The organism is Noviherbaspirillum sp. (genome assembly GCF_035254865.1).
Taxonomy (GTDB): domain Bacteria; phylum Pseudomonadota; class Gammaproteobacteria; order Burkholderiales; family Burkholderiaceae_D; genus Noviherbaspirillum.
Genome location: NZ_DATFAF010000082.1, coordinates 107,500 through 133,027, shown reverse-complemented (window position 1 = coordinate 133,027; position 25,528 = coordinate 107,500). Strand labels below are relative to the sequence as shown.

Below are 25,528 nucleotides of genomic sequence, written 5' to 3'. Positions count from 1 at the left end.
AGGGGATAGGCGCTTGCAACAGCGCTGTTCTCGACAATCTCAAGGTCGTGAACGTTCCGTATTCAAATCGGACGCGTATCGTCACGATCGATCGCGCGGCGCTGCGGCGCCAGCAGGATCATGGTCACCACCGGCCAGAGCGCGGCCGCGACTATGCTTTCCAGGAAATACAGCCAGCCGGGGAATTTTCCGCTGACCAGCAAGCGCACCGTCAACTGCACCGCCTGCATCAGCAGCAGCAGGGGAAGGATATGAGCGGCCTGCGTCGGCAGCTTGAACCATAACACCCGGCGATGAATCATGATGGCGAAATAGGATAGCAAGGTATAGGACAGCGCATGCTCGCCCAGCAGGCTGGCGTTGTGCACATCCATCAGCAAGCCCATCATGAACGCAATTCCGATGCCGACCTTGCGTGGCTGGTGAATGCTCCAGAACGCCAGCACGAGCGCGACAAAGTCGGGGACGCCATACCAATGGTCCCAGGGCAGCAGATTCAGCAGAAACGCGCCAATGACGCTGGTCGCGATAAACAGCGGATTGGCCGGAAGCAGAATGTAATGAGGACTCGTGTTCATGGTGTCCTTGCCTTTTGCTCAACAGTCGTCTGCGGTGCGGCGGGTGCGGGCCGCACTGTCGCCTGCGGTTTCGGCGGGACGACCGCTGCGGGCGCCGCCGCCGGTGCATTGGCCGGCTTCTGGACCGCTGCCGCGGTTGGCTGAGCGACGGTCGTCGGCTTTTGCCCCGCAGGACTTGCTGCCGGGGCAGCCAGGGTCTTTTGTTCGGGAGCCGCGGGTGCAGCCTCGTTCTTCTGTTCCTTGACGCCGTCCTTGACCGGCTCTTTCGGCATTTCCTTCGCGGATTCCTTGAGTCCCTCAGCCGCATGCTTCTTGCCGAACTTGTCCTTCTTGTCCCTGGATTCCTCGGGCGCCGGGCGCACGGGGAAATTGGCTTCGGTCAGCAGGATCAGCAACTGACGGTTGCGGTCGATGCCAGCCATCGGTTGACAGACGATGCGGGCAAATGCATCGCTCGACTTGCTTTCAACCTGGACAACCTTGGCGACCGACAAACCGGCTGGGTAGACTCCGTCAATTCCCGATGTAACCAGGATATCGCCATTCTTAATGTCGGCATTGGCCGGCATGAAGCGCAGGTCGAGCGACCCGGAATGGCCCTGGCCATAGGCGATGCTGCGCAGCCCGCTGCGCACCACCTGGACCGGAATGGCCTGCTCCTTGTCGGTCAACAGGGTTACCTCGGATGTGAACGGAAACACGCGTGTGACCTGCCCGACCACGCCAATATCGTCGATCACCGGCTGGCCGGGCAATACGCCATGCTGGCTGCCGCGGTCGAGCACGATCTTGCGCGTGAAAGGGTCCCGTGCGTCATACAGGATCTCGCTCAGTATCGACTTGACCGGGACGCGCTCGTTGGCAGCGAGCAGCTTGCGCAACTGGGCATTTTCAGCCGCCAGCTGGTGCACCTGCTGCAGGGTCTGCGCATTGGCGACCTGCTGCTCCTTCATCCGGTTGTTTTCCTTTTGCAGGGCCGACATCGAGGAAAAATAATCCCCGACCCTGTAGGCTGCGTCGCGCGGCAGCAATGCTGCCACCTGCAAGGGATAAAGCACGGTGCCCACTACCTGGCGGATCGTGGTCAGCGAACGCATGCGCGAGTCGGCGACCAGCAGGATGAGGGCGATCAGGGAGAAAAACACCACTTTGGCGCGTGCGGAGGCGCCTTGTTTGAAGAGTGGCGGTGGACTGTATTCCATCAGTGCCTAACGTTGATACCAGGAATGTGACGTGTCTCTGTCCGCCCGCGCGCCTTGCAGGGAAAGTGCAAGGCGTCGCGCGTAAAGCATTGTGCAGAATTACTCGTAGGAGAAGATCGAACCAAGCTTGTCCATGCGCTCGAGCGCCATGCCGGAGCCGCGTACCACGCAGGTCAACGGGTCTTCGGCAACGATCACGGGCAGGCCGGTTTCTTCCATCAGCAGACGGTCAAGGTCGCGCAGCAACGCCCCGCCGCCGGTCAGCATCATGCCCTTCTCGGCGATATCGGCGCCGAGTTCTGGCGGAGTCTGTTCCAGTGCGTTCTTGACGGCAGAGACGATGTTGTTGAGCGGATCGGTCAGCGCTTCCAGGATTTCATTGCTGGAGATCGTGAACGAGCGCGGAATGCCTTCGGACAGGTTGCGCCCCTTGACTTCCATTTCCTTCACTTCCGAACCCGGGAAGGCGGAGCCGATTTCCTTCTTGATCGCTTCGGCGGTCTGTTCGCCGATCAGCATGCCGTAGTTGCGACGGATGTAGTTGACGATGGCTTCATCGAACTTGTCGCCGCCCACGCGTACCGAGCCCTTGTAGACCATGCCGCCCAGCGAGATGATGCCGACTTCGGTGGTGCCGCCGCCGATATCGACCACCATGGAACCCGTCGCGTCCGATACCGGCAGGCCGGCGCCGATCGCGGCAGCCATCGGTTCTTCGATCAGATAGACCTGCGACGCGCCTGCGCCGAGTGCGGATTCACGAATCGCGCGACGTTCCACCTGAGTGGAACCGCAGGGTACGCAGATGATGATGCGCGGGGACGGCTTGAACAGCTTGGAGTCGTGCACCATGCGGATGAACTGTTTGAGCATCTGCTCGGTGACGGTGAAGTCGGCAATCACGCCGTCCTTCATCGGGCGGATTGCTTCGATGTTGCCCGGCACCTTGCCGAGCATCTGCTTGGCTTCCTTGCCCACGGCCTGGATCGTCTTCTTGCCATTCGGACCGCCTTGCTGGCGGATCGCCACCACCGAGGGCTCGTCGAGTACGATGCCCATGTTACGCACGTAAATCAGCGTATTGGCAGTGCCCAGATCGATGGCCAGGTCGTTAGAAAAATAACTGCGTAAGAATCCAAACATGTATTGTCCTGATGCGCAAAGTGGCGCGCTTAAACATTAGAGGTTAAAACCCGCGTTCCTGCGGCGGCTCAAACGCTTCGGCGCCAGCAAGGTATTAACCCGACATTCTACCTTATAATTTAGCTGAAATTAGTCGACGGAAACGTCAAAAATGCGGTGCAAATGCAAGCTGCAACAAGCGTTTTGACAAGTATTTGCCACAACCAAAACACCTTTGTTTTTTAGAGTAACCAAGCCGTCAATGGCTGCCCAAATTACCCAATCATGTCACTCGACCTCTCCGATGTTAAGCGCCTTGCCCGACTGGCGCAGCTCGACCTGAACGACACACAGGCCAGCAAGACCCTTGACAAGCTCAACGGCATTTTTGCCCTGGTTGAACAGATGCGCGCCGTGGACACCAGCGGCGTAGAGCCCCTGAATCATCCGATCGCAGCCTATCAAGACAACGTCGCCCTGCGCTTGCGCGAGGATGCCGTGACCGAACCGAACCGCCGCGACGAATACCAGCAAGTCGCACCGGCAACGCAGGACGGCTTGTATCTGGTCCCGAAAGTCATCGAATAATCCTCTCCGTCAGCACGCCGGACAAAGTGCCCCAGCGGTAATCCACCCTATGCATACCAAGACTCTCAAAGAACTCTCAGCACTGCTGCATGCCAGACAGGTTTCCGCCACTGAACTGGCCAAGCTGTTCCTCTCCCGCATTCAGCAAAGCGATCTCAATGCCTTCATCCATGTCGATGAAGCGCTGACCTTGCAACAAGCCTCCGAGGCAGACGCCCGTATTGCCCGAAACGACACCACGCCGCTGACCGGAATTCCGATTGCACACAAGGACATCTTCGTCACACAAGGCTGGCGCTCGACCGCAGGTTCGAAAATGTTGATGAATTACATCAGCCCCTTCGATGCAACTGTCGTCAAACAGTTCCGTACGGCAGGTATGGTTACGCTCGGAAAATTGAATTGTGATGAATTTGCCATGGGTTCTTCCAACGAGAACTCGTATTTCGGCCCGGTGAAGAACCCGTGGGACAGGGCGGCCATTCCGGGCGGCTCGTCCGGTGGGTCGGCTGCGGCGATCGCCGCCCGCCTGGCGCCGGCCGCTACCGCAACCGATACCGGGGGCTCGATCCGTCAGCCGGCTTCGCTGTGCGGCGTCACCGGCATCAAACCGACCTATGGGCGCGTATCGCGCTTCGGCATGATCGCGTTTGCATCCTCGCTCGATCAGGGCGGCCCGATGGCCCGGACCGCCGAGGATTGCGGCATGCTGCTGAATGCCATGACCGGCTTCGACCCGAACGACTCGACCAGCCTGGAGCGCCCAAGCGAAGATTTCACCCGCGATCTGGACAAGCCCTTGCAAGGTTTGAAAATCGGCATCCCGCGTGAGTATTTCGGCAAGGGCCTCGCGGGCGATGTCGAACAGTCGGTACGGACTGCATTGCGCGAATATGAAAAGCTGGGCGCTACGCTGGTCGATATTTCATTGCCAAAAACCGAACTGTCGATCCCGGTGTATTACGTGATCGCGCCGGCGGAAGCATCGTCCAACCTGTCCCGCTTCGATGGCGTGCGCTATGGACATCGTGCCAAGGAATACAAGGATCTGACCGACATGTACTGCAAGTCGCGCGCGGAAGGCTTCGGCGAGGAAGTGAAGCGCCGCATCCTGGTCGGCGCCTATGTCTTGTCGCATGGTTATTACGATGCGTATTACCTGCAGGCGCAAAAGATCCGCCGCCTGATCGCGCAGGACTTCCAGAACGCCTTCAAGCAATGCGATGTGATCATGGGACCGGTGTCGCCGACCGTCGCATGGGATATCGGTGACAAGGCGGACGATCCGGTCGCCAACTATCTTGCCGATATCTTCACCTTGTCGACCAGTCTTGCAGGCTTGCCGGGCATGTCGATTCCGTGCGGCTTCGGCCAGGGCGAGAAGAATGCGAAGCGGCCGGTCGGCCTGCAAATCATCGGCAACTATTTCGATGAAGCGCGGCTGCTGAACGTGGCGCACCAATACCAGCGCGCGACCGACTGGCATCAGCGCAAACCGGAAGGCGTATAAGCATGTTGCGCTGCGCCGTCACGCTGACACTGCTCTGCATAAGCGGGACAGCCTTCGCGCAACAACTGGACACGCATTTTTCCTGCAGCGCGGTGCGCAACGAAGACGGCGAAACGGTGACCTATGCCGATACTGGCGAATTCCAGCTGAATGGCGATCGCATCGATGCCTTTTCCTGGGAATCGTCCCTGTTTCGCAGCACGCACGGTTTTGACTGCAGTATCGACGCAAGCGACGGCTTGAACGCAGAGGTCAGGACCGAGCAGGAAAGAACAACGTGGCGCGTGACACTGAAGGATGCGCGCGCCGCACGCGATCGACGCGGTTTCAAGTTCGATCGCAGAATGAATTGCACGATCCGGCTGGAGCGCGAAGGCGACACCTTGGCGGTCAAGCCGAGCTGCCCCGCGCTGTGCGGATCGCGCAGCAATTTCACGGAGTTGTCGGTAGATATGAAGACCGGCAAGTGCCGTTATGACGAATAAGCAAGCCATCCCCGCCCTGCCGCTCCTCGTGAAGAGGAAGGGAATGAGTCAGATTTTATAAGTGAGAAAACTATGCAGTGGGAAGTCGTAATCGGTCTCGAGACGCATGCACAACTCTCGACGGTATCGAAAATCTTCAGTGGCGCAGCGACTCGCTTCGGCGCCGAACCGAACACGCAGGCCTGCCCGGTCGATCTGGCGCTGCCCGGCGTGCTGCCCGTGATGAACAGGGGTGCGGTGGAACGTGCCATCCAGTTCGGTCTGGCAATCGGCGCGACGGTTGCGCCGCGCTCGATTTTCGCGCGCAAGAATTACTTTTATCCGGATCTGCCGAAGGGTTACCAGATCAGCCAGTATGAAATCCCGGTGGTGCAAGGCGGGACCGTTTCCTTCGTCCTCGAAAAGGATGGCAAGGCTGAGATGCGCAGCGTGCAGCTGACCCGCGCCCACCTCGAGGAAGATGCGGGCAAGTCCTTGCATGAGGACTATCACGGCATGACCGGCATCGACCTCAATCGTGCCGGGACGCCGCTGCTGGAAATCGTCACGGAGCCCGACATGCGCAGTGCTGCGGAAGCGGTCGCCTATGCGAAGGCTTTGCATTCGCTGGTGATGTGGCTCGGTATTTGCGACGGCAACATGCAGGAAGGCTCATTCCGCTGCGACGCCAACGTATCGGTGCGCCCGATGGGCCAGAAGGAATACGGCACGCGCTGCGAAATCAAGAACCTGAACTCCTTCCGCTTCCTTGAAGAAGCGATCAACTTCGAAGTGCGACGCCAGATCGAGCTGATCGAAGACGGCGGCAAGGTGGTGCAGGAAACCCGCCTCTACGACCCGGATCGCAAGGAAACCCGCTCGATGCGCAGCAAGGAAGACGCACAGGATTATCGCTACTTCCCCGATCCGGATCTGCCGCCGCTTGTGATCGCGCAGGAATGGATAGACCGCGTCAAGGCATCAATGCCGGAGTTGCCTGGTGCGATGCGCGAACGCTTCGTGAAGGATTACGGCCTGCCGGAGTATGACGCAGCAGTTCTGACGCAGTCGAAGGCCATGGCAGCCTATTTCGAGGGCGTGATTGCCAAGGCAGGCAAGGAGCAGGCAAAACCGGCGGCGAACTGGCTGATGGGTGACGTTTCCTCGACGCTGAATCGCGAAGGCGTCGATATCGCCGACGCGCCGGTGAAGGCCGAACAGCTTGCCGTCCTGCTGCAGCGCATTGCCGACGGCACGATCTCCAACAAGATTGCCAAGGAAGTGTTCGCGGGCATGTGGGAAGCGCCCTCCGACAAGTCGACGCTGGCCGACGACATCATCGAGGCCAAGGGCTTGAAGCAGATTTCGGACAGCGGTGCGCTGGAGAAGATCGTGGACGAGGTACTGACGGCGAATGCCAAGTCGGTTGAGGAATACCGCTCCGGCAAGGAGAAGGCATTCAACGCACTTATCGGCCAGGCCATGAAGGCAACGAAGGGCAAGGCCAATCCGGCGCAACTGACGGAGCTGCTGAAGAAGAAGCTGGCCGGTTGATCCCGCAATCGACTGCAACCTGCGCCAGACGCAGGCTGCGGCAGACGGCGTCGCTATTTCGCGGCGACCGGCCCCACCAGTTCGCGATACCGATTCAAGGTCGCCTCATACTTTGCATTGATTTGTACGAGTTCCGATTCCTGATCGCGCAGCAGTTTCTGCGACGCCTCCACGGCGTGGTCCGCATCATCCAGCTTGCGTTGCACGATGGTCGGCACCGGCGCACTCTTCGCCTTGAATGCATCCACCTCTGACTGTGCCGCCTTCTGCTGCTTCTCTGCGTTGGCCAGCGTCAGTCTCTCTCGCTTGATCTGCTCCTCGACCGGCTCCAGCGAACGTTTGCGGGCCACTTTGATATCTGCCTCGCTGCGGAAGCGCGCACGAATCGCCAGGTCATTGCGCCTTTGCTCCTCGGCAGCGATCGCTTCGGCCTTGCGCTTTTCTTCCTGCTCTTGCATCTTGAGACGCTCTTCGGCGCTAAGCGGCGCAGGAATTTCGCGCCGGGGCATGCCGCTTGGGGAGAGTTCGCGCAGGGGACGGTTTGCGCATTCGGGAATGGGTCGATCGGAAGTGATGCTGCGTCCTGACGCGTCCTTGCACTGATACATCTGCGCCGACGCTTGCCAGGGCACGACGATCAGAGGAATGAACAAGGCAATTCCGAGTGTACTCTTCATCGGACCTCCCGAATGCGTGTACGAGCTACATCAATGAACTACATGACTCCATATCGGCTTCGATAGGCGGCGACCGCGTCCTTGTATTTGGCCAGTTCCTCGTTGGCGTCCGCCTTGGAAATATATTCCAGCAAATCGTTCAGGTTGCCAATAGAAATCACCGGCATGCCGTAGGCATTCGTCACTTCCTGCACCGCCGAATGCTCGGACAAGGCGCCATCCTTGCCGGAGCGCTCCATGCGGTCCAGCGCAATCAGCACCGCGCACGGCGTTGCGCCGGCGTTACGAATCATTTCGACCGACTCGCGAACCGAGGTGCCGGCCGAAATCACGTCGTCGATGATGACTACCTTGCCCTGCAGCCTGGCGCCGACCATGGTACCGCCCTCGCCGTGGTCCTTGGCTTCCTTGCGATTGAAGGCAAAGGGCACGTTGCGTCCCTTGCGCGCCAGTTCAACTGCGGTCGCCGACGCCAGTGTAATTCCCTTGTAGGCAGGCCCGAACAACATGTCGAACTCGACCCCGGAATCGAGCAGGGTCTGGGCATAAAACTCGGCCAGCTTGCCCAGATTGGCGCCGTCGTTGAACAGTCCGGCATTGAAGAAATACGGTGACGTACGGCCCGCCTTGGTGACGAATTCGCCGAAGCGCAATACACCGGCGGAGACGGAAAACGCGATGAACTCCTGACGTAGCTTGCTCAAGATGACCTCAAAATGTATAAATTGACAATGCCGGGTTCAATACCAGCCAAGCAGGCATTGTAATTGGATATGCGTCCGGCATGACCGAATCGGCTTCCACAAATTTCGGTTATGCTAGTGCCCTTTTCCGCAAGTTCGCTGCATAAAAGATGGCGAGAATCGCGCCGATACGGCGTCAAAAATGCTCGCAAGGGAACTCGTCCTTGCTGCGCTTTTTTCCTTGTCTCGACACGATTTCGCCCCTTTTATTCTTGCAACGAACCTGCGGAAAAGGGCACTGGCCGCTCGCTTTTTTCCTCGACACCCATGCTAAAAATCGTTTCCGCCAATCTGAACGGCATCCGCTCCGCCGCCAAAAAAGGTTTTTTCGACTGGATGTCGAAGCAGTCGCCGCACGTCGTCTGTGTGCAGGAGCTGAAGGCGCAGGCCGCCGACATGACGCCCGAGTTTCTCAATCCGCACGGCTATCACGGCCACTTCCATTACGCGGAAAAGAAGGGCTATTCGGGTGTCGGCGTTTATTCGAAATTCGAGCCGGACGCGGTGCAAGTGGGCTTTGGCTGCGATGAATTCGATGCCGAAGGCCGTTATGTGCAGTGCGATTTCGGCAAGCTCAGCGTGATTTCCGTCTATTGCCCGTCCGGCTCGTCCAGCGAGGAACGCCAGCAGGCAAAGTTCCGCTTCATGGAAGTATTCCTGCCGCACCTGGAAAAACTCATCGGCTCAGGGCGCGAGGTGGTGATTTGCGGCGACTGGAATATCGCGCACAAGGAAATCGACCTGAAGAACTGGAAATCCAACCAGAAGAACAGCGGCTTCCTGCCGGAAGAGCGCGCATGGATGACGCGGCTTTTCGATGAAGTGGGCTGGATCGACGTATATCGCCGGCTTCACCCGGATGCGACGGGCGATGCCTACACCTGGTGGAGCAACCGCGGACAGGCATGGGCGAAGAATGTCGGATGGCGCATCGATTATCACGTCTCCACGCCGGGCATTGCAGCCAGTGCGAGCGCGGTGTCCATCTATAAGGATGAGCGCTTCTCCGACCATGCGCCGCTCGTCGTCGAGTACGAGGGCGCATCAGCATTCATCAGCGGATAGGCGCGATTCCCTTTACGTTGCTTTGATAGGGCGGAAGCGCGTCGGGCGCCGTCCCTTTGGCATTCGCATAGAGCGGCATCACCTCGGGCAGGTGTTTTTGCATGTCCTCGATGCGGCTGTTGCCGGCCGGATGAGTGGACAGCCACTGCGGCGGCGCGTTCTTGCTGATCATGCCCATCTTCTGCCACAAGGCGATGCCGGCGCGCGGGTCATAGCCGGCGCGCGCGGCGATATCGAGACCGACCAGGTCGGCTTCGGTCTCGTCGCTCCGTGAGAACTTCAGCATGACCAGCTTGGCGCCCTGCCCCGCCAGCATCTGCCCGGTATCTTTCAAGCCAAGCAGCGCGGACCCCAGCGCCGTTCCGAGATTGATGAGCGTGCCCTTGGCCATGCGCTCGCGGCCATGCTCGCGCAGGGCGTGGGCGATTTCATGTCCCATGACGATGGCGACTTCGTCATCCGTGAGCTTCAGCGAGTTCAGCAAGCCGGTGTAGAAGGCGATCTTCCCGCCGGGCATGCAGAAGGCGTTGACTTCATTGGAGGCGATCAGGCTGACTTCCCATTGCCATTGCGTCGCGCGCTCGTTCCAGCGCGCCGCATGAGGAATGATCTTCTTCGCGATTGCATGCAGTCGCACGACCTGCGGATCGCTGTCCGGCACCAGCGCCCCCTTGCGGCTCGCCTGCTGCTTGATGCCGGTATATTGCTGGAGCGCGGTGGCTTCCACCTGGTCTTCCGGCACCAGCTTGCGCAAGGCAGACGGTTTCCCCACTTTGACGCCGTCCTCGGCCTGTGTCTGCGCGAGAGTCGGCTGCATGCCGAAACAGCATGCAACAATCAGCAACGGTGCGATATGGATTCGCTTCATCGGCCCCCCCTACAATTTTGCGCACTGGCGGCGCACCCGATTATTATTTCTTTTCGCCGTTCCAGGGCGCAATCTTCGGCAGCAACATCATGCCTGGCATCGCCAGTGCAAAGCATAGAAGAAAGAAGACGAACCAGCCGGTCTGGTCCACGATAAAACCGGTGGCCGCGTTGAAGAAGGTGCGCGGCACGGCGGCCAGGCTGGTGAACAATGCATATTGCGTCGCAGTGTAGCGCGGATCGGTCGTCGTGGCGATATAGGCGGTGAACGCCGCAGTCCCCAAGCCGACGGCAAACGCTTCCAGGCCGATCACCGCGCCCAGCATCAGCGTGGCGTGATCGTTGGTGTTGACACCGGTTTGCGCCAGGGCGGCAAATCCGAGAATCGCCAAGGCCTGCAGCACCCCGAAAATCCACAGTCCGCGGTTGATACCTGTCTTCTCCAGCCAGATCGCACCGAGAATGCCGCCGGACAGGCTGGCCCACAGGCCGGCGTTTTTCGCCACCAGGCCGATCTGGGTGCGCGTGAAGCCGAGGTCCATATAGAACGGCGTCGCCAGCGCGGTCGCCATCGAGTCGCCGAGCTTATACAAAAAGATAAACGCCAGCACCAGCAGCGCGTACGACCAGCCGCTGCGATGAATGAATTCCTGAAATGGCAGGACCACCGCTTCACGCAGGTTTTTCGGCGGCTGACCGTAGATTTTCGGCTCGGCGATGATCAGCGTGGCGACGATGCCGGGCAAGATGAACAGGGAGGTAATGAAGAACACCGACTGCCAGCTCATGAAGTCGGACAGGATCAGCGAAAGCGATCCCGGCACCAGAGTCGACAGCTTGTAGGCGTTGACGAAGAGCGCCGTGCCCGAGCCCTGTTGTTCATCGGTCAGCATCTCGCGGCGATAGGCATCGATCACGATGTCCTGGCTGGCCGAGAGGAAGGCGACCGCGCCGCACAGGAACACGATGGCGGTGAGCTCCGTTCGGGGCGAAAACAGACCCATCGAGGCCACCGTACCCAGCAAGGCAATCTGGGTGATCAGCATCCATCCGCGCCGCCGCCCGAGCATCGGGAAATGGAAGCGGTCCATCAAGGGCGACCAGACGAACTTCCAGGTATAGGGGAAGCCGACCAGCGCGAACAGGCCGATGGCCTTCAGGTCCACGTTTTCCGACTTCAGCCAGGCCGACAGCAGGTTGTACAGGATGAACAGCGGCAGGCCCGACGAGAAGCCGAGCGAGACGCAGATCAGCATCTGGCGATTGAAGTAATGGCGCCAGCCCGGCTTCGCCCTGGTGTCAGGCTCGGGAGTAGGTTCGGTAGCGGAAGGCGCTGCCAATGTCATGTCGTGCTCGCTAGAGTTTAGGAATTATCTTTTACGAAAGCGGAACACGGCCAGACTGCCACGCCAATTCGGCAGGAAGGACACAGGCTTGCCGTCTTGCAACGCGACGCATTCGAGCACTTCGAGTCCCACCCGGTTCGCAAGTTCCTCAAAATCCTTGATCGTGGCGCAACGAAGATTGGGCGTATCAAACCATTCATAAGGCAGCGATTTCGATACCGGCATGCGCCCACGCAGCAGCGCGAAGCGATGCGGCCAGTAGGCGAAATTCGGGAAGGAGACAATGGCTTCGCGTCCGACACGCGCGATGTCGCGCAGGACGCCTTCCACGTTCTTCATCATTTGCAGGGCAGACAAGCACAGCACGGTGTCGAAGGCATCGTCGGCAAACATCGCCAGTCCCGTCTCCAGATCTTGCTGGATCACCGAAACGCCACGGTTGATACAGACCGGGATCTTGTTGTCATCGATTTCCACGCCATAGCCGAGGCACTGCTTATCGGTCTGCAAATAGTCGAGCATCACGCCGTCGCCGCAGCCGAGGTCGAGCACCTGCGAGGCGGGAGATACCCAGTGCGCGATGAATGCGAGGTCCGGGCGGAAAGTGATCAGTTCGCGGAAGTTCATGCGCGCCCCCTTTGCGTGATGTCTTGCCAGATGCGGTCGTAGTAGGCTTTCACCACGTTCATGTAGCGCGGGTCCTCCAGCAGGAAGGCATCGTGCCCATGCGGGGCGTCGATTTCCGCGTAGCAGACGCGGCGCTTGTTGTTGACCAGCGCCTGCACGATTTCCCGGCTGCGCTCCGGCGAGAAGCGCCAGTCGGTGGTGAAGGACACCAGCAAAAACTGCGCCTCTGTCCTGGCGAGCGCCTTGGTCAGGTCGTTGCCATACTCCCGCGCCGGGTCGAAATAGTCGAGCGCCTTGGTGATCAGCAAATAAGTGTTGGCATCGAAATACTCGGAGAACTTGTCGCCCTGATAGCGCAGGTAGGATTCGATTTCGAAATCGATTCCGTAGCCGAACTGGTAACCGCCATTGCGCAAGTCGCGGCCGAATTTCTCGGCCATGCTGTCGTCGGACAGGTAGGTGATATGGCCCACCATGCGTGCTACCCGCAAGCCCCGCTTGGGCACCACCTTGTGTTCGTAATAATGACCGCCGTGGTAATCCGGATCGGTCAGGATCGCCTGGCGCGCGACATCGTTGAAGGCGATGTTTTGCGCCGACAGCTTGGGCGTGGACGCGATCACCACCGAATGGCGCACGCGCTGCGGGTAAATCATGCTCCAGGCCAGCGCCTGCATGCCGCCCAGCGAGCCGCCCATCACGGCAGCGAACTGCTGGATGCCCAGCGCATCGGCCAGCCGCGCCTGCGCGCGTACCCAGTCTTCCACCGTCACGACCGGGAAGTCGGCGCCGTACGGTTTGCCGGTGGCCGGATTGATCTGCATCGGCCCGGTTGATCCGAAACAGGAACCGAGATTATTGACGCCGATGACGAAGAACCGATCGGTATCGACCGGCTTTCCCGGCCCGACCATGTTGTCCCACCAGCCCACGTTCTTGCTGCCGTCCGCGCCTTCATACATGCCGGCGACATGGTGCGAGGCGTTCAGTGCGTGGCAGACCAGAACCGCGTTGGAGCGATCGGCATTGAGCTTGCCATAGGTTTCATACATCAGCGTGTAGTCCGCCAGCGAGGCCCCGCTGCTCAAGGGCAAGGGCTCGGAAAAATGCATCGATTGCGGCGAAACGATTCCCAAGGATGACATGACGATCCCAAAGTGTGCGCAAAGGCGCGCAGAAAACAAAAAAGCCCGAGAAGCGGTCAGCTTTCCGGGCTAAGTTCAGGCGTATCAACAAGCACGCTTTAGCCGTATTTATTACGCGCCCGCAAGCTGATTATCAAATCGGCGCCTTGCATAAGGATAACCAAGTCGGTTCCCGCAGTCAAACTCACTTGTCAAACCGCCATCGCGTTTCTTTGCCCCGGCCTCATACCTCGCGCAGCTTGTCGACGGCTTCCAGGATCGTCGACTGCTCCATCGCGCGCAGGATCTTCTTCGTATGCGGAACGATGGACGTGAGGTCGCTGTTCAGGATTTCCTGCTTGACCGACAGAATCTGCGACGGATGCATGGAAAACTCGCGCAGGCCCATGCCCAGCAGCAAGCGCGTCAGTTTCGTGTCGCCCGCCATTTCGCCGCATACCGACACCGGAATGCCGGCCTTGGCACCGATCGAGATCGTGGTCGACAGCAGGTACAGGACCGCCGGATGCAGCGGATTGTACAGATGCGCAACCTCATGGTCGGCACGGTCGATCGCCAGCGTGTACTGGATCAGGTCATTGGTGCCGATGGACAGGAAATCCATGCGCTTGACGAACATGGGCAAGGTCAATGCCGCGGCCGGAATTTCGATCATCGCACCGACCGGAATGAGCGGGTCGAACTTCTTGTTGGCCTCGCGCAATTGCGTCTTCGCCTGTTCGATCATGGCCAGCGTCTGGTCGATTTCGAAAGCATGGGCGAGCATCGGTATCAGCAGCTTGACGGGGCCATATGCGGAAGCGCGCAGGATGGCGCGGAGCTGCACCATGAACATTTGCGGCTCGGCCAGGCAGAAGCGAATCGCGCGCAAGCCGAGCGCCGGATTGAGCGCGGTCTGCTCAGCCGCATCGAGCGGCTTGTCGGCGCCGATGTCGAGCGTGCGAATGGTTACCGGCCGGCCTTTCATCGAAACCACTGCCTGGCGGTAGGATTCGAACTGTTCGTCTTCGGACGGCAGCTTGCCGAGCAGGCCGACGCGGCCCATGAACAGGTATTCGGAGCGGAACAGGCCGACGCCCATCGCACCGGCTTCGAGCGCAGTCGGGCAATCATCGGGCAGTTCGATATTGGCCAGCAGCGTGACTGCCGTTCCGTCCCTGGTAATGGCGGGCGTCTTCTTGAGCTTGCCGAGCTTCTTGCGGTCCCGCATCAGCCGCGCCTGGCGATCGCGATACTGATCCAGCACTTCCGGGGTCGGATCGACAATCACCACGCCGGCGTCGCCGTCGATGATGACCCAGTCGTCCTGCTGGATCAGCGCAGAGGCGTTATACATGCCGACGGCCGCCGGAATGTCGAGACTGCGGGCAACGATCGCCGTGTGCGAGTTCTGGCCGCCGAGGTCGGTGACGAAGCCGCCGAAGGCACGATTCTTGAACTGCAGCATGTCCGCCGGCGAAATATCGTGCGCGACCACGATCATGCGCCCGCTCGGCTCGTCCGAACCGTTGGTCGACGGGAGCGTGTTGGCACTGCCGGTCAATACCTTCAGCACGCGCTCGCCGACTTGCAGAATGTCGGCCTTGCGCTCACGCAGGTAAGCATCCTCGATTTCGTCGAATTGCGCGGACAGCTCATCGATCTGGGTAACCAGCGCCCATTCGGCGTTGTAGTGGCGGGCGCGAATGATTTCGAGCGGCACTTCCGCGATCATCGGGTCCGACAGGATCAGCGCGTGCACATCGATGAAGGCGCCCAGTTCGGCCGGCGAATCCTTGGGCAAGTCATTCCAGATGGTCTGCAGTTCCTTGTGGACGGTGGCGATCGCCCTTTGCAGGCGCTGCACTTCCGCCTCGACCTGCTCCTGCGGAACGAGGTAATGCTTGACATCGAGCGCCGCGGGCGTGAGCAGGTGCGCGCGGCCGATCGCAATCCCGCGTGACACCGGTATCCCATGAAGCGTAAAAGAAGCCATCGCGTCTTTACTCGCCTTCGCCAAATTTATTCTGGATCAGCTCGGCGATCGCGTCAAAGCATGCTTTCTCGTCCGCGCCCTCGGTTTCCAGCGTGACGGTCGCTCCCTTGCCGGCGGCCAGCATCATGACGCCCATGATGGACTTGGCATTGACGCGCCGCGCATTGCGGGTCAACCAGACTTCGCTTTGAAACTTCGCTGCAAGTTGTGTCAGTTTGGCCGACGCGCGTGCATGCAATCCGAGCTTGTTGGTGATTTCAATTTCTTGTTGAATCATTTCTTGTCGATCTTGTTTTAAGAAAGCCGGACGCGGTTGTCTACGCGCACAGCCCCGCTCTGTCCCCCGGCCAAAGCCATTTCGACCACGACGTCGAGCGTGTCGTTACGATAAGTCAAGGCACGCAACAGCATCGGAAGGCTGATGCCCGCGATCACTTCCACATGACCGGGACTGCACAAGCGCAGGGTGCAATTGGACGGTGTGCCGCCCATCACGTCGGTGATGACGAGAACGCCCGAGCCGTCGTCAATGCGGTGAATGACTTCCTGCGCGAGTTGGTTGACTTCGGCAGGATCCTGATCGGCGCGCACGTCGATTGCTTCCATTCTTTCCGGCCGCGCGCGAAAAACATGGGTCGCCGCCTCGATGAAGGCGTTACCTAGCGGTGCATGCGTGAGGAGCAGAATGCCGATCATGGTTTTCAGGTTTCAACAGGACTTGTCGCGCCTAGCGGGGATGACATCGGCTAGCGGCCGTGACCGCGACAGTCCTTGATCCGCAATGCGGATTTTTCTTATGGGTACTGCTTTTCCAGTGCATCGATGAACATTCCGGCAACATCGAAGCCCGTTTGTTGCGCGATTTCCTGGAAACAGGTCGGACTGGTGACGTTAATTTCCGTCAGGTAATCCCCGATAACATCCAATCCTACCAGTATTAGGCCGCGCTTTAAAAGAATTGGCGCAAGCGCTTCGCCAATTTCCCTGTCGCGCCGGGACAGCGGCTGCGCGACACCCAGCCCGCCCACGGCCAGATTGCCGCGCACTTCGCCATTCTGCGGAATACGGGCCAGAGAATACGGCACCACCTCTCCGCCGATCAGCAGGATCCGCTTGTCGCCCTGGCTGATTTCGGGGATGAAACGCTGGACCATGATCGTCAGCATGCCGTTTTCCGTCAGCGTTTCAATGATCGAGCCCAGATTCATGCCGTCTTCCTTGACGCGGAAGATGCCGATGCCGCCCATGCCATCGAGCGGTTTCAGGATGATGTCCTTTTGTTCGCGGTGGAATGCGCGAATCCGGTTCTCGTCGCTGGTCACCAGGGTCGGCGAGGTGAATTCAGGAAATTGCGCGATCGCCAGCTTTTCATTATGGCTGCGAATTGCTTCAGGACGATTCCAGATGCGCGCGCCTTGGCGCTCGGCTACCTCGAGCAAATACGTGAGGTAGATGTATTCCATGTTGAAGGGCGGATCCTTGCGCACGATGACCGCATCGAACTCGGTCAGCTGCATGGCCGTCGCCGGCTCCGCGTGGTACCAGTCTTGCGGATCGCCGGTCAGGGTAATGCGCGCAACGTTCGCCGTCAGGAGGCCGGCATGGAAAGCCATGTCCTTCTGCTCGAAGGCATACACCGCGTGGCCGCGCCGCGCCGCTTCGGCCATCATCGCGAAGGTGGTGTCCTTGTGGATCTTGAAATGGTCGAGCGGATCGGCGAGAAAGGCAAATTTCATGGATCAGTACACTTCGGGATTCGGATCGGTCTTTTCGAGTTCGATCGACGCGGCCAGCAAGGCCATGCGCGCGACGACGCCGTACATGTAGAAACGGTTGGGCGGCGCGGTGCCCGGCTTGGCCTGCAGATCCGGCAGAGCGTGCTGCTGGGCGAATGCCAGCGGCACGAAATGCGCACCGGGCGAATTCAGGTTCTCGTCGACGCCGCGTTCCGCGTGCACGCGGTAGAAGCCGCCGACCACATAACGGTCGATCATGTACACCACCGGCTCGGCAACCGCATCATTGATGTGCTCGAAGGTATGCACGCCTTCCTGGATGATCACATCGGAAACTTCGAGGCCTTCCTTCACGACCGCCATCTTGTTGCGCTGCTTGCGGTTGAGGTCCTTGACCTCGCTCGCATCCCTGACGGTCATGATGCCCATGCCATAGGTGCCGGCGTCGGCTTTCACGATGACGAAAGGCTTTTCCTTGATGCCGTACTCCTTGTACTTCTTGCGGATCTTGGCCAGCACCGCGTCGACATTGGAGGCCAGGCATTCCTCGCCGGTACGCTCGTGGAAATTGACCTCGCCGCACTTGGCGAAATACGGATTAAGCATCCAGCCGTCGACATCGATCAGCTTGGCGAACTTCTTCACCACTTCGTCGTAGGCGGCAAAGTGGTTGGTCTTGCGGCGCACGGTCCAGCCGGCATGCAGCGGCGGCAACAGACTCTGCTCATGCAGGTTTTCCAGGATGGGTGGAATGCCGGAGGACAGATCGTTGTTCAGCAGGATGGTGCAGGGATCGAAATTCTTCAGTCCGAGGCGGCGGCCGTTGGCAGAGCGCTCCAGCGGTTCGAGCGTGATCGTGCTGCCGTCGGGCAGGTCGATATTGGTCGGTTCCTTCACCTCTTCGGACAAGGAGCCCAGACGAACATTCAGGCCGGTCTGACGGAAGATCTGCATCAGGCGCGCGACATTTTGCAGGTAAAAGACGTTGCGCGTATGGCGCTCCGGAATCAGCAACAGATTCTTGGCGTCCGGACAATATTTCTCTATTGCGGCCATCGCTGCCTGCACTGCGAGCGGCAGCATTTCGGGCGACAGGTTGTTGAAACCGCCGGGAAAAAGATTGGTATCGACCGGCGCCAGCTTGAATCCGGCATTGCGCAAGTCAACCGAGCAGTAAAACGGCGGCGTATGTTCCTGCCATTCGAGGCGGAACCAGCGCTCGATGGACGGCGTCGCGGACAGGATTTTCTTTTCAAGGTCGAGAAGCGGACCGTTCAGGGCGGTGACGAGATGCGGAACCATGGAAACCTTCTAGCAGTAAGCATTTTTGCAATAGGAAGATTCTAACGGTAATCGTCCTATTGCGTGTACGTGGTGTTGTCAGAGGAAGGCGAAATCCGGACGTGCATTTCACAAATGGCAACGAACATCCGGCGTCCATAATGAACCAAGCATAAGTCTGGGCGAACATGCCCTTTTTAAAGAGCGTGCCGAAAAAAAAGCGCCTCGGGTGAGACGCTTTGAAATTTCCCTCGGAGACTGCCGGGGCGATGAAGCGATCGATCAGGAGTGGTAAGCCGATTCGCCGTGGCTGGCGATATCGAGGCCCTCGCGCTCCTGCTCTTCCGGCACGCGCAGCCCGATCAGCAGGTCCACCACCTTGTAGGCGACAAAGGCCACCACACCGGACCAGATCAGGGTCGTGAGCACGCCCTGGAACTGGATCCACACTTGTCCGGCGATCGAATAGTCACCAGCAACCTTGTTGGCAACGTAGTCATAGATGCCGGTGCCGCCCAGCGACGGTGCAGCGAACACACCGGTCAGCAAGGCGCCCAGGATCCCGCCGACACCATGTACGCCGAAGACGTCGAGCGAGTCGTCCGCGCCCAGCATGCGCTTCAGGCCGTTCACGCCCCACAGGCAGATGATGCCGGCCAGCAGACCGATTACCAGCGCACCCATGACGCCCACGAAGCCGGCTGCCGGAGTAATCGCCACCAGGCCCGCAACGGCGCCGGATGCCGCGCCCAGCATGGACGGCTTGCCCTTGCCCATCCACTCGCCAAAGCTCCAGGACAGGGTCGCCGCAGCCGTCGCCAGCAGCGTGTTGATGAAGGCCAGCGCCGCGGTGCCGCCCGCTTCCAGCGCGGAACCGGCATTGAAGCCAAACCAGCCGACCCACAGCAGCGATGCGCCCACCATGGTCAGGGTCAGCGAGTGCGGCGCCATCGATTCACGTCCGTAACCGATACGCTTGCCGACCACGAACGCGCCAACCAGACCGGCCACGGCGGCATTGATGTGGACAACGGTGCCGCCCGCGAAGTCAAGCGCGCCCTTCTGGAACAGCCAGCCGCCCGCAGCGGTCGCCTTTTCAGCGGCAGCCGCATCGGTGAAGGCATCCGGGCCTGGCCAGAACCAGACCATGTGCGCGATCGGCAGGTAGGAGAAGGTGAACCACAGCACGACGAACAACAGCACGGCCGAGAACTTGATGCGTTCGGCGAATGCGCCGACGATCAGGCCGCAGGTAATTGCCGCGAAGGTTGCCTGGAAGGCGACGAAACTGAATTCAGGAATCACCACACCCTTGCTGAAGGTGCCGGTATTGGAATCCGGGGTCATCCCTTTCAGGAACAGACGATCGAGCGAGCCGATAAAGCTGTTGCCTTCGGTGAATGCGAGCGAGTAGCCGTAAATGCACCACAACACGATGATCAGGGCGAAGATCATGAAGACCTGCATCAGGATCGACAGCATGTTCTTGGAGCGCACCAGGCCGCCATAGAACAGGGCCAGGCCCGGAATCGTCATCAGGATCACCAGCACGGTGGCTACCATCATCCAGGCGGTGTCGCCCTTGTTGGGAGCCGGTGCCGGAGCGGCGGCAGCCGAGGCGGCCGGTGCTGCGGGCGCGGCGCTTGCCGGAGCGACAGCCACAGGGGTAGCAGGAGCAGATGCCTGGGCAACGACTGCTTCAACCTTGGCGGACGGCGCATCGTCAGCCAGCGCCTGCTGCGCGAAGCCGACCGCGCACAGCAGGGCGCCGGTCGCCACGAAGCTTGCAAAGAATTTTTTCATTTCACTCCTCCTTTAGAGTGCGTCGTTACCGGTTTCGCCGGTACGGATACGAACGACTTGCTGCAGGTCGTACACGAAGATCTTGCCGTCGCCGATCTTGCCGGTACGTGCAGCGGTTTCGATGGTTTCGATGGCGCGGTCGACAATGGCGTCGTCCACTGCGGCTTCGATCTTGGTCTTGGGCAGGAAGTCGACCACATACTCGGCGCCGCGATACAGCTCCGTGTGACCCTTCTGGCGGCCGAAACCCTTGACTTCGGTGACGGTAATTCCCTGCACGCCTATCGTCGACAAGGCCTCGCGCACTTCATCCAGCTTGAATGGTTTGATAATCGCAGTGATCAGTTTCATGACAACCTCGCTTAGAAAGTTTTGGCGACGGAAACCAGCAGCGCGTTCTTGCCGAGATTCTTGCCGTCGCGCCCGACATACTTGTCGGTATTGGTGCCGATCAGCGCTGCCGAGGCGGTCGCAATGCCGAAGTCCTTGGTCACGCCGACTTTCCAGTCGGTATAGCTGAACGACGAATTGTTTTTCACCTTCTGATGTCCGGCATGCAGGTTGAGCGTCAGGCCTTCGCCGACTTCAAGATTGGCGCCCGCATCGAGATAACCGCTGCGCTTGCTGTCGGCAAAGCCGAACAGATTGGTCAGCGAGTGCGAATACTTGACATACCCTGGGCCGTAGCCGACCTGGCCATAGATCTCCGTCGTATTGGGACTCGGCGTGAGTGCATTCGACGGATATTGATAGCGCAGCACACCGACATCATAGGAAACGTCCTTGACGATCTCGCCGCGCTTGCCGCCGTAGATATCCCATTCGACATTGCCGTCGCCGCCGGTATCCTTGATCCACTTGATGGTCGACAACCAGGTGCCGGCGTAGAATCCGGTCGGGTTGTGCGTATAATCGGCGCCGCCTTGCAATGCCGGTTTCAGACGTGTCTGCGAGATGCCGCGATAACGGTAATCGCTGACAACGGAAGCATTGAAGCTGATTTCATGGTCCGGCTTCTTCTCTTCTGCCTGAGCATGGCTGCCGGCGAAAACGGCAAGCACAGCCGAAGCGAGAATCAGTTTTTTCATGGCGTTTCCCTTTGGTGTTGGAACAAAATGACTGGAATTGCATTTTCCCAAGCACTTAGCAGGACTCATGCCACCCTTTTTCCGCACGGGATGCGTTATTATTTTTCCATTTCGACGTCAATCTGCCCCTTAAACCGGCATCAGCCGCCATGGCGACTGCACCGAATTCAAACAATGCACCACACTGATCGCACCACCATGACGCGCACCATGGCGGGCCGCACCAAGAATGGGCGATTTATTCAATCAAGGATTCATCATGGACAAGACCAACTTTTTTAACGACCTTCAAGCGAAAATCAATCAGGCGCTCGAAAACTCCCCGGCCAAGGATATCGAGAAGAATGTGAAGGCCATGCTCACCCAGGGCTTTTCCCGGCTCGACCTGGTGACGCGGGAGGAATTCGATATTCAGTCGCAGATCCTTGCCAAGACCCGCGCCAAGCTGGAAGCATTGGAAGCGCGCGTCGCGGAGCTGGAGGCCCAGCTGAAAAAAGCGCCTGAACAATGAGCCTGGCAGTTCTGAAAAGCCGCGCACTTTCCGGAATGCAAGCCCCGGAGGTCACGGTCGAAGTTCATCTGGCAAACGGCTTACCGTCCTTCACGATCGTTGGCCTTCCGGAAACCGAAGTCAAGGAATCGAAGGACCGGGTGCGCGCGGCATTGCAGAATGCGCGTTTCGAGTTCCCCGCGCGTCGCATCACCGTCAATCTTGCGCCTGCCGACCTGCCGAAGGAATCCGGCCGCTTCGACCTGCCGATCGCGCTTGGCATCCTCGCCGCTTCCGGACAGATGCCGGCCGACGAACTGGACAAGTACGAGTTCGCGGGCGAGCTGTCCTTGTCGGGCGAGTTGCGCCCGATTCGGGGTGCGCTGGCAATGACCTATGCGATGCACCGCGCCGGCGATGTCAGCGGCAAGGAACGCGCCTTCATCCTGCCGCGCGCCAATGCCGATGAAGCAGCGCTGGTGCGCGATGCGTCGATTTTCCCGGCCGAGTCCCTGCTGCAGGTCTGCGCCCACTTCGCCGCCAGCGACGGAGAAGCCCGGCTCGCGCGGCATCGTGCGCATGCGGACGCAGCCCGCCCGGCCTATCCCGATTTCGCCGACGTAAAAGGGCAGGCGCAGGCCAAGCGCGCATTGGAAGTCGCCGCTGCCGGCGGCCATAGCGTGTTGATGGTCGGCCCACCTGGAACCGGCAAGTCGATGCTGGCGGCGCGCTTCCCCGGCATCCTGCCGCCGATGACGGATGAAGAAGCCCTCGAATCAGCGGCAGTGCAATCGCTTTCGAGCGGCTTTTCGATCTCCCGCTGGAAGGCACGCCCTTTCCGCGCTCCGCACCACACGGCATCCGGCGTGGCGCTGGTCGGCGGCGGCGGCACGCCACGTCCCGGCGAAATTTCGCTGGCGCATCGGGGCGTCCTCTTCCTCGATGAATTGCCTGAATTCGATCGCAAGGTACTTGAAGTGCTGCGCGAGCCCTTGGAGTCGGGTCACATCACGATTTCACGCGCAGCGCGGCAATCCGATTTCCCGGCGCGCTTTCAACTGGTCGCGGCCATGAACCCCTGCCCCTGCGGCTACCTCGGCCACCATGCCAATCGCTGCCGCTGCACGCCGGATGTGGTGGCGCGTTATCAGGACAAGATTTCCGGCCCGCTGCTTGACCGTATCGACATGCAGATCCAGGTCGGCGCGCTGCCGCATGACGAATTGCTCAGGCAAGCCGACGGCGAGGCATCAAGCGTGATTGCCGGGCGCGTCGAGCAGGCGTTCGAAAGACAGCTCAAACGCCAGGGCAAGGGCAATCACGGTTTGTCCACGGCCGAGATCGACGCGCATTGCAAGCCGGATGAATCAGGCGAACAGCTCTTGCGCCATGCCATGTCGAGGCTGAACTGGTCCGCGCGTGCCTATCACCGTGTGCTGAAAGTCGCTCGCACCATTGCCGATATTGCCAATGAAAACATCATCCGCCAGCCGCATGTGGCGGAAGCGATTCAATATCGCCGCGCGCTGCGCGAGCATTGAACCCTCGGTCGGGGCAGGCTCCGCCCCGACACTCCCAAGATCATTGCAGGATCGTCGAGCCACAATGCGGTGACGAATTCCGTCACTTGATCACCTTCGACGCGCGCTGCGTCCGCACGCAAACCGCAAGAGGCCCGCGCATCAAGCCGCTTTCCTCGCCAGGCTTCCCACAATGTCCCCCAGCCGTCGCATCGCCGCGTCAAGATCGTCGGAATGGCGTCCGCCGCAACTCACCCGCATGAAGTGCTCGAAGCGGCCGGAGTTGGAGAACATCGAACCCGGCGCAAACAGAATTCCCTCGCGCAGAGCCGCATCGAAGACATCCTTCGCCGACAGTTTGTCGGGAAGCTCAACCCAAAGTGTGATGCCACCTTCCGGCACGGTGAGCCGTGTGCCGAGCGGGAAATTGGCGGCAATCCCCTCGGCCATGCGCTCTCGCTGTCCGCGCAGGGCCGCGCGCAGGCGTCGCAGATGGCGATCATAATCGGTGGATGCGAGGAATTCCGCGGCGGCAGCCTGCGACCACTCCTCGTTGTCGCGTGTCTGTGTGTACTTGAGCATCGCAACGCGTGCATGCCAGCGTCCCGCAGCCATCCAGCCGAGGCGCATGCCGGGTGCAAGGATCTTGTGCAGCGAAGCGCAGTAGATGACATTTCCGCTGCGATCCCATGCCTTCAATGCGTTGAGCGGAGTTTCGACATCAGCCAGTGCGCTGTAGGTATCGTCCTCGATCAGCGGAATACCGTGCTGTTCGCACAATCGCACGAGGCGCTGCTTGTGCGCGTCCGGCATGATGCTGCCAAGCGGATTTTGCAGATGCGGAACCACGACCACCGCCTTGATGTCGTCGTAGGTCTGCATCGCCAACTCCAGTGCTTCGACGGAAATTCCTGTATTCGCACTGGTCGGAATTTCGAGCGCACGCAGGCCCAGACTTTCCAGTATTTGCAGCAAGCCGTAAAAGGTTGGTGATTCGACCGCAATGGTATCGCCGGGCTGCGCGACTGCGCGCAAGGCAAGGTTGAGCGCCTCGATGCACCCATGCGTCACGATCAGCTCATCGGCATTGAGCACCAGTCCGCTGGCCATGGCGCGTTTCGCCAGCACGGCACGAAATTGCGGATTGCCGCCCGGCGGGGCAGCACGCACCAGCATGTCCGGATCGCGGCGCAGCGCGCGGACAGCCGCGTTCTTCAATTGCAGGGAGGGATACAGATCCGCTGCGGCGCGCGCACCCGAGAGGTTGATTTTCGGTGGATGACGGCGTCCCTGGGCGATGAACTCGGATACCCGGGCATGTATCCCGACATACTGCGCCGGGTCGAGCGGCTGCCCGATGTCCGGCTCCTCAAGCGGCGGCATGGCAAGTCGTTTCGGCTGGCGCACGAAATAGCCCGAGCGCGGACGCGCCTCGATCCAGCCTTCGCTCTCCAACTGCCGGCAAACCTGGAGGGCCGTCGAAAGACTGACGTCGTGCAGGCGCATCATGGCGCGCACCGACGGCATGCGTTCGCCGTGCACGAGGGTGCCCATCCTGATCGCGCCCAGATAGTGATCCGCCAGTTGCCGGTAAAGAGGTCGTGCATCCATGTCGCATGATCGCCTGTCCGCGGCGTGCGGAACAGATATAGATTGCAGAAAAATGAACGATAACAGAACCCAAGCGCGCGATCTGTTTCGATGCAGCATGTCGTCTTCTGTGCCTGTTTTCCCTTGCCTTGTTTCCCTACCATGGAAGCTCGATGGCGGCACGCAAGGAGCGCAGATGAAACAACAACTTCCGCAGCAAATCCGGCTAGGCAAGGGTCGGGTCTTGCACATGTTCATGCCTGCGCGCACGACGATTGTGGCAGCAGACGGCGGCGTGCGCGTGACCGGTCCCTTGATGTGGATCGGCGAACAGGCGGTGCAACAAGATCTTGTCCTGCGGGAAGGCGAAGCGCATGTGACGCAAACCGCAGGCTGGGCTGCGGTCACGGCAATCAGTTGCGCCGAAATTCGGTGTTTTGCGCCGGAACCGTGGTATGCCGCACTGATCCCGCGCCTGCTCGCGCCGCTGTCGCGACGCGGCACTTTACTGGCCGGCAGCGGCGAGCAGCCATAAGCACCTATGTCGATAAAGATTT

Annotated in this window: 26 protein-coding genes; 8 read left to right on the top strand and 18 right to left on the bottom strand. The window is 59.9% G+C overall.

All coding sequences use genetic code 11. The features are described 5' to 3' along the window. Positions 1-62: 62 nt before the first annotated feature. The 3 genes from mreD to VJ651_RS20980 form a co-directional block, all read right to left on the bottom strand. On the bottom strand, positions 63-578 hold the full coding sequence (gene mreD / locus VJ651_RS20990) for a rod shape-determining protein MreD (RefSeq protein WP_324109291.1): 516 nt from the start codon (positions 576-578) through the stop codon (positions 63-65). Beyond that, the gene (gene mreC / locus VJ651_RS20985) at positions 575-1,780 is read right to left on the bottom strand and encodes a rod shape-determining protein MreC (protein WP_324109290.1); all 1,206 of its coding nucleotides are present in this window, start codon (positions 1,778-1,780) and stop codon (positions 575-577) included. Before mreC ends, mreD begins: the two co-directional genes overlap by 4 nt. Before the next feature lie 99 nt (positions 1,781-1,879). Continuing rightward, positions 1,880-2,923, bottom strand: a complete 1,044-nt coding sequence (locus VJ651_RS20980) for a rod shape-determining protein (protein ID WP_057290805.1) — start codon at positions 2,921-2,923, stop codon at positions 1,880-1,882. 264 nt (positions 2,924-3,187) lie between these two features. Here VJ651_RS20980 and gatC point away from each other — a divergent pair, with 264 nt between their 5' ends. Genes gatC through gatB form a run of 4 tightly spaced genes read left to right on the top strand, consistent with a single transcriptional unit; the run spans position 3,188 to position 7,018 of the window. After that, positions 3,188-3,490: an Asp-tRNA(Asn)/Glu-tRNA(Gln) amidotransferase subunit GatC gene (gatC, locus tag VJ651_RS20975; RefSeq protein ID WP_324109289.1), complete on the top strand. Its 303-nt coding sequence runs from the start codon at positions 3,188-3,190 to the stop codon at positions 3,488-3,490. 49 nt (positions 3,491-3,539) lie between these two features. Further along, positions 3,540-5,000 carry an Asp-tRNA(Asn)/Glu-tRNA(Gln) amidotransferase subunit GatA gene (gene gatA, locus VJ651_RS20970; RefSeq protein ID WP_324109288.1) on the top strand — a complete coding sequence of 487 codons (1,461 nt, stop codon included), beginning with the start codon at positions 3,540-3,542 and terminating at the stop codon, positions 4,998-5,000. 2 nt (positions 5,001-5,002) lie between these two features. After that, a complete protein-coding gene (locus VJ651_RS20965) occupies positions 5,003-5,485 on the top strand; it encodes a hypothetical protein (RefSeq protein ID WP_324109287.1) in 483 nt (160 codons plus the stop codon). A 57-nt stretch (positions 5,486-5,542) separates the two neighbouring features. Further along, positions 5,543-7,018 (top strand): Asp-tRNA(Asn)/Glu-tRNA(Gln) amidotransferase subunit GatB, encoded by a 1,476-nt coding sequence (gatB, locus tag VJ651_RS20960; protein WP_324109311.1) that lies wholly within the window; start codon positions 5,543-5,545, stop codon positions 7,016-7,018. Positions 7,019-7,071: 53 nt separating this feature from the next. On the opposite strand, the gene VJ651_RS20955 is transcribed toward gatB, so the two are convergent. Both VJ651_RS20955 and pyrE read right to left on the bottom strand, forming a co-directional pair. Next, the gene (locus tag VJ651_RS20955; RefSeq protein WP_324109286.1) at positions 7,072-7,695 is read right to left on the bottom strand and encodes a DUF4124 domain-containing protein; all 624 of its coding nucleotides are present in this window, start codon (positions 7,693-7,695) and stop codon (positions 7,072-7,074) included. 38 nt (positions 7,696-7,733) lie between these two features. Further along, positions 7,734-8,399 (bottom strand): orotate phosphoribosyltransferase, encoded by a 666-nt coding sequence (gene pyrE / locus VJ651_RS20950; RefSeq protein WP_324109285.1) that lies wholly within the window; start codon positions 8,397-8,399, stop codon positions 7,734-7,736. A 306-nt stretch (positions 8,400-8,705) separates the two neighbouring features. Here pyrE and VJ651_RS20945 point away from each other — a divergent pair, with 306 nt between their 5' ends. Then, positions 8,706-9,503, top strand: coding sequence for an exodeoxyribonuclease III (locus VJ651_RS20945; RefSeq protein ID WP_324109284.1), 798 nt, complete (start codon positions 8,706-8,708; stop codon positions 9,501-9,503). Here VJ651_RS20945 and VJ651_RS20940 read toward each other — a convergent pair. The 12 genes from VJ651_RS20940 to VJ651_RS20885 form a co-directional block, all read right to left on the bottom strand. Next, on the bottom strand, positions 9,493-10,371 hold the full coding sequence (locus tag VJ651_RS20940; protein ID WP_136413653.1) for a M48 family metallopeptidase: 879 nt from the start codon (positions 10,369-10,371) through the stop codon (positions 9,493-9,495). The two genes, VJ651_RS20945 and VJ651_RS20940, sit on opposite strands and share 11 nt — an antisense overlap. Before the next feature lie 43 nt (positions 10,372-10,414). Further along, a complete protein-coding gene (locus VJ651_RS20935; RefSeq protein WP_414691369.1) occupies positions 10,415-11,716 on the bottom strand; it encodes an AmpG family muropeptide MFS transporter in 1,302 nt (433 codons plus the stop codon). Positions 11,717-11,740: 24 nt separating this feature from the next. Then, positions 11,741-12,343: a methionine biosynthesis protein MetW gene (gene metW / locus VJ651_RS20930; RefSeq protein ID WP_324109283.1), complete on the bottom strand. Its 603-nt coding sequence runs from the start codon at positions 12,341-12,343 to the stop codon at positions 11,741-11,743. Beyond that, a complete protein-coding gene (gene metX, locus VJ651_RS20925; protein WP_324109282.1) occupies positions 12,340-13,488 on the bottom strand; it encodes a homoserine O-succinyltransferase MetX in 1,149 nt (382 codons plus the stop codon). The genes metW and metX overlap by 4 nt, the downstream gene beginning before the upstream one ends. A 223-nt stretch (positions 13,489-13,711) precedes the next feature. Next, positions 13,712-15,463 (bottom strand): phosphoenolpyruvate--protein phosphotransferase, encoded by a 1,752-nt coding sequence (gene ptsP / locus VJ651_RS20920; protein WP_324109281.1) that lies wholly within the window; start codon positions 15,461-15,463, stop codon positions 13,712-13,714. Positions 15,464-15,470: 7 nt separating this feature from the next. Continuing rightward, complete coding sequence (locus tag VJ651_RS20915) at positions 15,471-15,740, bottom strand: HPr family phosphocarrier protein (RefSeq protein ID WP_324109280.1); 270 nt, start codon at positions 15,738-15,740, stop codon at positions 15,471-15,473. A 17-nt stretch (positions 15,741-15,757) separates the two neighbouring features. Further along, complete coding sequence (locus VJ651_RS20910; protein ID WP_324109279.1) at positions 15,758-16,159, bottom strand: PTS fructose transporter subunit IIA; 402 nt, start codon at positions 16,157-16,159, stop codon at positions 15,758-15,760. 98 nt (positions 16,160-16,257) lie between these two features. Beyond that, the gene (gene gshB / locus VJ651_RS20905; protein ID WP_324109278.1) at positions 16,258-17,199 is read right to left on the bottom strand and encodes a glutathione synthase; all 942 of its coding nucleotides are present in this window, start codon (positions 17,197-17,199) and stop codon (positions 16,258-16,260) included. A gap of 3 nt (positions 17,200-17,202) precedes the next feature. Continuing rightward, the gene (gene gshA, locus VJ651_RS20900) at positions 17,203-18,501 is read right to left on the bottom strand and encodes a glutamate--cysteine ligase (RefSeq protein WP_324109277.1); all 1,299 of its coding nucleotides are present in this window, start codon (positions 18,499-18,501) and stop codon (positions 17,203-17,205) included. A gap of 261 nt (positions 18,502-18,762) precedes the next feature. Then, positions 18,763-20,283, bottom strand: coding sequence for an ammonium transporter (locus VJ651_RS20895; protein WP_324109276.1), 1,521 nt, complete (start codon positions 20,281-20,283; stop codon positions 18,763-18,765). A gap of 12 nt (positions 20,284-20,295) precedes the next feature. Next, positions 20,296-20,634, bottom strand: coding sequence for a P-II family nitrogen regulator (locus VJ651_RS20890; RefSeq protein ID WP_324109275.1), 339 nt, complete (start codon positions 20,632-20,634; stop codon positions 20,296-20,298). An 11-nt stretch (positions 20,635-20,645) separates the two neighbouring features. Next, positions 20,646-21,371: a TorF family putative porin gene (locus VJ651_RS20885; protein ID WP_324109274.1), complete on the bottom strand. Its 726-nt coding sequence runs from the start codon at positions 21,369-21,371 to the stop codon at positions 20,646-20,648. Positions 21,372-21,630: 259 nt separating this feature from the next. Here VJ651_RS20885 and VJ651_RS20880 point away from each other — a divergent pair, with 259 nt between their 5' ends. Together VJ651_RS20880 and VJ651_RS20875 are read left to right on the top strand one after the other, a co-directional pair. Further along, the gene (locus VJ651_RS20880; protein ID WP_136413677.1) at positions 21,631-21,882 is read left to right on the top strand and encodes an accessory factor UbiK family protein; all 252 of its coding nucleotides are present in this window, start codon (positions 21,631-21,633) and stop codon (positions 21,880-21,882) included. Beyond that, a complete protein-coding gene (locus VJ651_RS20875) occupies positions 21,879-23,402 on the top strand; it encodes a YifB family Mg chelatase-like AAA ATPase (protein ID WP_324109273.1) in 1,524 nt (507 codons plus the stop codon). The genes VJ651_RS20880 and VJ651_RS20875 overlap by 4 nt, the downstream gene beginning before the upstream one ends. A gap of 141 nt (positions 23,403-23,543) precedes the next feature. Here the strand turns inward: VJ651_RS20875 and VJ651_RS20870 are convergent, their stop codons facing one another. Then, positions 23,544-24,992: a PLP-dependent aminotransferase family protein gene (locus VJ651_RS20870; protein ID WP_324109272.1), complete on the bottom strand. Its 1,449-nt coding sequence runs from the start codon at positions 24,990-24,992 to the stop codon at positions 23,544-23,546. A gap of 175 nt (positions 24,993-25,167) precedes the next feature. Between VJ651_RS20870 and VJ651_RS20865 the strand changes: the two genes are divergently transcribed. Beyond that, the gene (locus VJ651_RS20865; protein WP_324109271.1) at positions 25,168-25,506 is read left to right on the top strand and encodes a hypothetical protein; all 339 of its coding nucleotides are present in this window, start codon (positions 25,168-25,170) and stop codon (positions 25,504-25,506) included. Positions 25,507-25,528: the final 22 nt, after the last annotated feature.